The sequence below is a fragment of the Burkholderia sp. ABCPW 14 genome (genome assembly GCF_001523835.1).
Lineage (GTDB): Bacteria > Pseudomonadota > Gammaproteobacteria > Burkholderiales > Burkholderiaceae > Burkholderia > Burkholderia mayonis.
Map to the genome: position 1 here is coordinate 26,223 of NZ_LOVS01000057.1, position 9,708 is coordinate 35,930.

6 protein-coding genes are annotated in these 9,708 nt (G+C 62.6%); 2 read left to right on the forward strand and 4 right to left on the reverse strand.

Translation table 11 applies throughout. The features are described from left to right. Nucleotides 1–36: 36 nt before the first annotated feature. On the reverse strand, nucleotides 37–1,242 hold the full coding sequence (gene serA / locus WS62_RS08465) for a phosphoglycerate dehydrogenase (RefSeq protein WP_231748229.1): 1,206 nt from the start codon (nucleotides 1,240–1,242) through the stop codon (nucleotides 37–39). A gap of 415 nt (nucleotides 1,243–1,657) precedes the next feature. After that, nucleotides 1,658–2,695 carry an AraC family transcriptional regulator gene (locus WS62_RS08470; protein ID WP_066570077.1) on the reverse strand — a complete coding sequence of 346 codons (1,038 nt, stop codon included), beginning with the start codon at nucleotides 2,693–2,695 and terminating at the stop codon, nucleotides 1,658–1,660. 188 nt (nucleotides 2,696–2,883) lie between these two features. Between WS62_RS08470 and WS62_RS08475 the strand changes: the two genes are divergently transcribed. Then, nucleotides 2,884–3,963 carry a fatty acid desaturase gene (locus WS62_RS08475; protein WP_066570079.1) on the forward strand — a complete coding sequence of 360 codons (1,080 nt, stop codon included), beginning with the start codon at nucleotides 2,884–2,886 and terminating at the stop codon, nucleotides 3,961–3,963. 139 nt (nucleotides 3,964–4,102) lie between these two features. On the opposite strand, the gene WS62_RS08480 is transcribed toward WS62_RS08475, so the two are convergent. Continuing rightward, complete coding sequence (locus WS62_RS08480) at nucleotides 4,103–5,953, reverse strand: M24 family metallopeptidase (protein WP_066570081.1); 1,851 nt, start codon at nucleotides 5,951–5,953, stop codon at nucleotides 4,103–4,105. A 640-nt stretch (nucleotides 5,954–6,593) separates the two neighbouring features. Between WS62_RS08480 and WS62_RS08485 the strand changes: the two genes are divergently transcribed. Further along, nucleotides 6,594–6,818, forward strand: coding sequence for a hypothetical protein (locus WS62_RS08485; protein WP_156440908.1), 225 nt, complete (start codon nucleotides 6,594–6,596; stop codon nucleotides 6,816–6,818). Between the two features lie 669 nt (nucleotides 6,819–7,487). On the opposite strand, the gene WS62_RS08495 is transcribed toward WS62_RS08485, so the two are convergent. Next, complete coding sequence (locus WS62_RS08495; RefSeq protein ID WP_066570087.1) at nucleotides 7,488–8,702, reverse strand: M24 family metallopeptidase; 1,215 nt, start codon at nucleotides 8,700–8,702, stop codon at nucleotides 7,488–7,490. Between the last annotated feature and the right edge of the window lie 1,006 nt (nucleotides 8,703–9,708).

Below are 9,708 nucleotides of genomic sequence, written 5' to 3' on the forward strand. Positions count from 1 at the left end.
ACGCGCGAGCCTTGTTCCGACGGCCCGCGCGCCGCGTCATGCGCTGCGGAGCAGCCGGCTGCGCGTGAACGCGCGATCGCCGCGCAGCTTGTCGAGAAATGCGTCGGACGGCACCCGATCGAGGTCGGTCACCACATAGCCGATGTCGCCGCGCGTCTGCAGATGCTGTGCGACGATGTTCGCGCCGTCCTGCGCGAGCAGCGTGTTAAGCACCGCGAGCACGCCGGGCGTGTTGCCGTGCACGTTCAGGAGCCGCGCGGCCGACGTGCATTCGCCCGGGCTCACTTGCGGAAAATTGACGGCGCCCGCGCTATCGCCTCGCGTCAGGAACGCGACGAGCTTCGACGACACTTCCGCGCCGATGCTCTCCTGCGCTTCTTGCGTGCTGCCGCCGATGTGCGGCGTCAGGATCACGTTCGGCAGTCCCTGCAGCACGGATTCGAAGCGATCCACGTTGCTCTTCGGCTCGCGCGGAAACACGTCGATCGCGGCGCCGCCCAGGCGCTTCTGCACAAGCGCATCGCGCAGCGCGTCGATGTCGACGACGGTGCCGCGCGACGCATTGATCAGGATTGCGTTGGATTTGAATTGCGTGAGCGCGTCCGCATCGATCATGTTGTACGTCGATGCGTTCGCGGGCACGTGCAGCGTGACGACGTCCGCGAGCGCGATTGCGTCGCCGAGCGAGCGCGCGGGCTGCGCGGAGCCGAGCGACAGCTTCGCCTGCACGTCGTAATAGACGACCTTCATGCCGAGCGCCTCCGCGAGCACGCCGACCTGCGCGCCGATGTTGCCGTAGCCGACGATCGCGATCGTCTTGCCGCGCGCCTCGAACGATCCGCCCGCGCCCTTCGCCCACTCGCCCGCATGCGCGAGCACGCTCTTCTCCGGCACGCGCCGCAGCAGCAGGATCGCCTCCGCAATCACGAGTTCCGCGACCGATCGCGTATTCGAAAACGGTGCATTGAACACCGGAATGCCGTGATGCGCGGCCGCCGACAAATCGACCTGCGACGTGCCGATGCAGAAGCACCCGATCGCGAGCAGATGGCGGGCGGCGTCGACCTCGCCGCGCATCAGATGCGTCGCCGAGCGGATGCCGACCATTTGATGGTGCTGCAGCGCGTGCTTGAGCTCGTCGCCGGCGAGCGCGCCCTTGCGCCGCTCGATGTCGACGTGCGCATCGGCGAAATGCAGGGACGCGCTGTCGTGAATGTTTTCGAGGAGGAGAACGGAAGTCATGTCACCCAGTGTAATGGTCGAACCATGGAGGAAATCGGGAATTTCGACACGGCGCCCGCTGCTCGCACATGCGCTACGGATGTCGTTCGCACCGAGCGCGCCGCGCGCGATGCAATTCGCGGCCGTTCGAAAATCGTATGCCTTGCGGGAATACAACACAAGGTTGCCGACATGTCCTACTTTGCGTGGGGAATTGCCGCTTGATATGGCTGAAGGAATGCAGACGATATGTCACGAAAACGCGTCGATGCGAACGCAAACATCCCTGTTCGCGACAGGTGTACCCGGAATGCGCATTGCGCGCACTTCACGCCTGCATCGTACCCCGTCGCGCTCGAACGCCCGTCACGCACGTTGCATACGACGCTTTGCGGATCGCATGACGCTTCGCGGATCGCATGACCGCGTGTGACGCTCAGCGCCTGCTGCCCGGCGACGCGCCGGTCCAACGCCTGAATGCTCGGCTGAAATTCGCGCGATCGGTGTAGCCGACACGCACCGCGATCTCCTCGACCGTCAGTTGCGTGCCCTCGAGCAGGCGCAGCGCGTCGCGCAGCCGGATCTCGTCGAGCAACGCCGAATATGTCGTGCCGTAGTCGCTCAGCTTGCGCTTGAGCGTGCGCTCGGACAGATGCAGCTCGCGCGCGAGCGCGTCGAGCGACGGGTAGCCGTCGCTGCCGCGGATCAGCAGATTGCGCACGCGCTCGACGATGCTCTCCGCGTAGCCGAGCCGCGCGAGCTCTGCTTCGCACTGCTGGACGATCATCTGCGCGGTCTGCGCGTTCGCAGTCTTGATCGGCTCGTCGAGAAGCGCCGCTTCGCAGCGGATCTGGTTCGCGGGCGCATCGAAATGACAGCGAGGAAGACGATCGCGATAGCGCGCGAAGTAAGGCGGCTCGGGCCACTCGAAGCACAGCTCGGCGTTCGCCTTCATCGTCCTGTCATGCGACGGCGTGAGCAGCGAGTTGAACAGGATCGCCGTCTCGACCATGAAATTCTTGACCGCGAACTGGCGCAGCCTGCCGAGCGGAAACGCTTCGAGGATGTCGATCTGCACCGCGTGCTCGAGTTCCGTGAGCCGTATCGAAAAGAACGGCACGCGCGTCGGCAGATAACGGATGCCGAGCTGGATCGCCTCGCCGAGCGTCGCGCAGCTCATCAGCCCGAAGCCGATCATCCCCGATTTCGTCAGGCTGCTGCGCAGCCCGATCTCGATCGCGATCGACGGATCGTTCGTTTTCCCGAGCAAATTGAATACGATCGCCGCCTGCTGCAGCGGCGTGATGCGCGCGTCCGGCTCCTCGAGCTTCGCGCGCGTGACGCCTGTGTTCGCGAGAATGTCCGCGTCAGCAATGCCGCGCTCCTCCGCGAGCATCAGCATGAAAAGCGCATAGGCGGACGAGACGGTCGCCTTGTTCAATTGCCTCGTAGGGTCCGGAACGGACGTGGCCATGCATCGACTCCGAGCGGTAATTGGGCGATTATAGCGACTGATGGCCCGATATGACACATCGCAGCGCCGCACAAATTGGCCTCAAATGACTCACCCTTTGGCACGACCGGCCCTCGCGGCGGATGCGCGGACGGTTCTAAGATGGCGTCATCGGCATACCGCCGATTTCAGGGATACGGATTCGAACAATGAGTAAGTCCAAGACTTTGCGCTTCAAGAGCGACGCGGAAAAGGTCGCGTACGTCCGCAACGAGGTCAATGCGGCGAGCGACGCGCTGCGCGCGAAATATCCGCTGCTCGACAATCAGAATCTGGTCGGCGCGATAGTGATGGCGCTTTGCGTCGCGACGATGCTTGCCGCGGCGTATCTGTACGCAAAGGGCACGATTGCGTGGTACGTCGCGCTGCCTGTCGCGACGCTCGCGACGTCGCTGATCCACGAGCTCGAGCACGACCTGATCCACTTGATGTACTTCAAGAAGACGCCTTGGGCCTATCATCTGATGATGACGCTCTGCTGGCTCACCCGGCCCGGCACGATCAATCCGTGGACGCGCCGTCGGATGCATCTGCACCATCACAAGGTGTCGGGCGGCGAATCGGACCTCGAGGAATACGGGATCACCAACGGCGAGCGCTGGGGCGTGAAGCGCGTGCTGATGCTCGCGGACGGCATGCTCGCCGTCGCGCTGCGGCCGCTCGGCATGCGCCGCAAGGTGTTGCAGTACGTCGCGGCGCAACCCGCACAGGAGCGCGGCGATCGCGTGCGGCTGCGCATCGAGCAACTGATGTCGTACATGCCGATCGGCCACGCCTACTACGTGCTGTGGCATGCATTCATCGCGTATCACGCCGGACTCTTCGCGCTGCATGCGCTCGGCTATCAGCCGGACGTGCCGGCGCTCGCCCAGCAGGCGATGCACGTCGTCGACTTTCTCGCGGTGACCTGGCTCGGGCCGAACTTCGTGCGCAGCTTCTGCATCAACTTCATCAGCTCGAACATGCACTACTACGGCGACATCGATTCGCGCAACGTCATCCAGCAGACGCAAGTGCTGAATCCGTGGTGGCTGCTTCCGGTACAGTTGTTCTGCTTCAACTTCGGCAGCACGCACGCGATTCACCACTTCGTCGTGCGCGATCCGTTCTACATTCGCCAACTGACCGCGAAGCGCGCGCATGCGGCGATGCGCGCGGTGGGCGTGCGCTTCAACGACATCGGCACCTTCCGTCGCGCGAACCGCTGGAACGAGCCGCGCGTCGCGTGATGCATGCGAGCGACGGCGCGGCGTTCAAGCGCGCCGTCGCCGACGCTCATTGCACATTCGTAAAAAACGCCGCCGGACGGTTTGTCCGGCGGCGTTTCTTCATTTCCGGCGCATATCCGGGCGCGCGGCACGCTTCTCGCTACAGCAACGGACAATGCGTCACATTCGTGCCGCGCTCGACGCATAACTGTTCGTAGTCGCGAAGATACGCACGTTCATCGTCGGTGAGCAGATCGAGATCGATCAGATCCCAGTCGTAGCCGACGGTCACGAGGTTCTCGAACGCCATCTTGTCCGGTTCCTGCTCGCTCGGATGGATGACGACGATGTTCTCGATACGCACGCCACCCTTGCCCGGCACGTAGATGCCCGGCTCGACCGAGATCACCGCGTTCGGCACGAGACCGTACTGCGAGCCCGGGCTGAATCGCACGCCGCCTTCGTGCACGTGAATGCCGATGCCGTGCCCCGTGCCGTGATTGAAATCGTGGCCGTGCGCGCGACAGACCTCACGCACGGCGGCGTCGACTTCCGCGCCCGTCGCGTCCTTCGGAAAGCGCGTGACGAGCCCCTTGATGCACGCCTTCAGCGCGACCGTGTAGATCTCCCGCTGCCACGGCTGCGGCTGCGTGTCGGTGCGGGTCCGGCGCATCACGACGCGCGTGCAATCGGTCGCGAAGCCGCCTTCGAAGTACGCGCCGCTGTCGAGCAACACGAGCTCGCCTTCCGTCAACTCGACGTCGGGACTCGCCGCCGTGTAGTGCGCGGACGCGCTGTTCGCACCGTTCGCCGCAACCGTCGTGAAACTCAGCGCCACGGCCGAGCGCGCGGCATATGCATCGCTGATCACACGCGCGAGATCGTATTCGGAATGCCGCTTGCCCGGCTCGCCCGTCTTCGCCCAGCGCATCGCCTCGGCGATCGCTTCGGAACTGCGCGCGAACGCGTCGCGGAACTGGTCGAGCACTTCAGGCGTCTTGCTCGCCCGCATCGCCTCGACCGGGTTGTGGTCGACGTGACGGGCCTCGGGCCAGATCCGGCGCACCGTATCCGGCAGCGCGCAATTGACCGATTCGAAGCCGTAGCACACGTGCTCGACGTCGAATTGCGCGAGGAAGCACTCGAGTTCGGCGGCGTCGTTGCGGATCACGCGCAGCGCCGGATACGACTCGATCTGCACCGGGCAGCGGTCGCAGCCTTCGGGCAGGAACAGCGCGACTGCCTCGCCGACGACGAACAGGAAGCCGAGGTGCGACGACGCACACGGCAGATGGTAGCCGCGGCTGTTCAGCAGATAGCTCAGATCGTCTGCCGCGCAGGTCAGGAACGCGACCTTCGCGTGCGGATCGCCGAGAGGCTCGCTCATCCGGCGATTCAGCGTCGCGAGGTTCTCCGCGATGCCGACGCCCGTCATCGAGCGCGGCAGTTCGAAAATCGGCCGCTCGACGGTCCAGCCTGGCAGCGCGATCGCCTTGTCGATCTCACGGCCGGCCAGGCTCGTCCATTGCAGGCCGGCGCTTTGCGTATGCGCGAACAAGCGCTCGCGCTGTGCGACGCTCAGACGCAACGCGTCATAGCCGACGCGCTGGAACTCGGCTGCGTGCGCAATGAGCCAATCGGCGATCGCGGGCCACATCGCGACGTTGAGCCCGAGTTTCTCGACGTGCACGTGCGCGCGATCGCACTGCTTTTCTGCCTGCAGGTGATAGCGGCCGTCGACGAACAGCACGAACTGCGGCGCGCCGATCCGCTTCGCCACAGCAGCGCTCAGGAAAATGCCGGAGCCGACCGAACCGTCGAATCCGGACAGCGCATAGCGCGGGTTATTGCAGCGCGGCAGCCATTCGGTGATGTACTCGTCCTGAGACGTGATCACGAGCGCGTCGAGTTGCAACGCGTCGATCAGCCGGGACAGCCGTGCGTGCGTGTCGACAACCGATGCGTCGTATGGAGTGAGGTCGGAGAAACTGTATTTCAGTCGATTGATCATCAGATGCCCAAATTGATATCAGTAAGCTCGCGCAACCACGTTCCAGCGGCCGACAGACAAAAAAACTACCTTTCGACCGAAATTACGTCAAGCTTAAATTTTTGTCTTGCTTAAATAAACGCAACCTTCCGGCTTGGCGCAGCGGCCGCCCGCATACGCGTTCCGAGCGAGATGCGAGATGCCCGAACGATGCGGCGCACGCCGTGAAGGCAACGCAGCCGCCTACACGGCGGACGATGCCGATGTCGTGGCTAATGAGCAATGGGCCGACGTGGAGTTCGCGCTTGAGCGAGACCGGTAAGTTCGTGCGCTTGCCCCACGGACGCGTCGGGCGTTGGCATCGGGCGTTGGCATCGGGCGTTGGCATCGGGCGTTGGCGTCGGCTCGTCGGACAATGGGCGTCGAAATTTGTGCGCCGGTGCGCACAATCGGCATCCGCTGACGCTCGCCAACTGCTCGATAACTGCTCGACAACGGATTGCCGATGAATTGCAACGACGAAGGTGTGCGCTCCGCCCCGTCCCGATCTGCACCCTTGTCATCCGTTAGTTAACGCAACCGAATCCGTGATACCGCGGCGGTTCAGCAAACGCACGATCGATCTCATGCGCCGGATGGGATGAACCGAACAAGCCATCGAATGCGTACGGACGATACGCGCATCCGGGACAAACGGCTGCGCGCCATTCCCCTGCACGATGCCTTCGACGTCAATCGCTCCACACCACACGTTCTAGCGGAAGAACGGAACACGCAGAATAGTCGATTTTCTATCGCCACCCCCGCCGATCGGGAGGAAATCTATCTGCGCAACATCGAACGACACGTCGGCGATCGGATGAGACTCGCCTTCGTGATCCAATAGCACACCAAAATACCAGTGAATCTGAGAAGCATTCTCATCGTATCGACTTCAGTTACATGGCGCCCTGCAGCGGCCGACTGTCGACGGCCATCTCGAAGCTCGTCGACTGTGCGTACAGTAGCGACGCGGCCATGAACGTCATGGCCAATTGACTGCGTGCATCTGAAGCCGAGCCTGCGCGACAACAGCCTCGTCAGCGAGAGCATCTCGATCCCGGCGATCAGGTGTGCCGACGAACTTCACAACGCATCCGCGATGCGGCGCACGCAGCGCCGTCCACATTGGAGCGATCGCAGCTTTGACGTTCCGGATGTCCACGATGGCCATCAGCGCCGCCACGATACCGCCGCTCACACTGCGCCATGCCATGCTCGTCGTTACTTGGAACGGGCTCGCTCGCCGTGCAAGCCATGTTGTCGTGTCAAGGCGGAATCGATGCTCGGCGCCAAGCAGCCTCACATGTCTCTTTATGACGGCACTCGCAGCGGCACCGATCGACGGACCGGCCCACCCGATGCGTGAACAGCATGGCAAGCATGCCGCCGACGTGCTCGCCGCGACTGCGTTGGCGCCGATCAGCAGCGCATCTGTCGTACCGGCCTCGCGAAGACGCGGCCTCGTCGCTGTCGATATTGCCGGACGCCGCTGCCGCTGCAGCGCCTTCCTCGCTCAACCAAGCCCGAACGGATCGTCGATGCTTGTTGCCGGCTGCGTGAACCAACGCGGACCGTCGGCCGTGATGTACGCATGATCCTCGTGACGAATGCCGAATTCGTTCGGAACGCAAAGCATCGGCTCGATGCTGAAGCACATGCCTTCGTCAAGTATCGTCCGATCGCCGCCGACGAGATAAGGCCATTCGTGGATATCGAGACCGATTCCGTGACCGGTTCGATGCGGCAGGCCCGGCAACGCATAGCCCGGCCCGTAGCCGACCGAATTCAGATAGTCGCGGACCGCACGATCGCCCTCTTCGGCTGCGATGCCCGCCTTCACGCACTCGAACGCGGTCTGCTGCGCTTGCTTCTCGTGCGCCCAAACCTCACGCTGACGTGTGCTCGCGTCGCCGAACACGTATGTGCGCGTGATGTCGGAGTGGTAGTCGTGCAGTTGGCAGCCCGTATCGATCAACACCATGTCGTTGCGCTCGAGCCGCTTCGGATGCTTGACGCCATGCGGATAAGCCGTGTCCGGACCGAACAGCACGATGCAGAACGTCGACCCGCGCATTGCACCCACTGCGCGATGTGCGTCATCGATGAAATCGAGCACTTCGTTGGTACTGACGCCCTCTCTCAAGATCGCGGCCGCCGCCTGGTGGACGCGCAGCGTCATATCGTTCGCACGCTGCATCAATGCGAGTTCGGTTGCCGATTTGCGGATCCTGCACGCGCGCGTGACAGCCGCCGCGGTGCGAATCCGCAGGTTCGGCGCCCGTTCGCGAATGCCTTCATACATGAAGTACGGCGCGGATTCGTCGAATCCGAGCGTGCCGTCGTCGATCCCGTGGCGCTCGACGACGCCCGCGAGCAGCCGGTAAGGATCCTCGTCCTCGTTCCAGCAATGGATGTCGCCAGGAATCTGCATCATGCCGGTGAACGTGCCGCGTTCGAATGCGGGCACGATGTATTGCAGTGGACCCGCCGCAGGAATCAGCGCCCCCGTCAAACGTTCGCTGCGACGCCACGCGACGCCCGTGAAGTAAAGCAGGTTCGTGCCCGATTCGACGTAGATCGCATCGAGGTCGTGCAATTTCATCAGCGCCTGCGCGCGTTCGACTCGCGCCGCATGTTCCGCGGGCTGAATCGGCGCGATGCCGTCCGTCATGTCCTCGAGTTTCGCCAGTTCCGTCGCTGCAATCGATCCGCCAATGCCGATAACCATATTTCGTTTCCCGATCGTTTCAAGAATTTCAAGATAAGCGATGCGTAGTGCATTCGGTCCGCGTGATCGCGTGCTGCGCTACGGTCGCGCCCCGCGCCTCGGAATGAGGATCTTGCACTCGATGAGAGAACGAACGCACCCATTGCTCGGTAGTCATCGTGCGAACCCTGACGCGGCCCGTCCCGGCTCACGACTGCAAGGCCCCTCATCGGGGATTCCGGTTCCGGCGCAGTGCGCCGCTCCCGCAAGCGCATAGTTCAATTTCAACCAACCGCAGTTGTCCCAAAGTGGATCGGCGTTGTGTATCTGACAGATGATGTGCGCGATCTTACGAGTGACGACGTCAAACGTGTCCAGACTGTTTCTCGCCGGTGCGCCGAATTCGATCCGATTCGAATAATCCGACGCAACACTCGTCGATCGCCGATTCGACATACACGGCATCAGCCGGCAATCGACATTGTCGGATTTGGGAAGCGCCCTCCCTTGGTAACCTGGGATCTTCGTACTGGTAACAAGATTTCCGAAATCGGCGACCGTCCCGTACGGCAGCGATCCACCGAGATGCGAATAGATTCGCATTGTGCGCCGATGCGATTACCCGTCGGCATTGCTGTCTCACTCCGGTTCTTTTGTTATCGAAATGAATCTAGATCACACGATAATTTCGGTCAAGCTTAAATTTATGTGTGGTGAAAATTCGGATCCGCTGACCCGCCTGATTTGGCGGGGGGCAGGTCATCGAGGCCGGATGACGAAGGGAAAGCGTGTGAATAGACGAATTGCGAGCTTGAGTTTGGCCGTGACCTGAGACGTTTCTTGTAGCCAACGGCGCCGAATTTACCGCTGCCAAGGTCATGCGTTGGCTGCGAGACGCTGAGAGGTGGCTTCGCTCGTTCGGACAGTTTTCTGAGATTTTTAAGTGGAACGTCCGAGGCAATCATGCTGCCGATTTGATCGCAGGCAGCGTCGCGAAGTATGCCTCATCCGGCGTCTGATCCGCCAG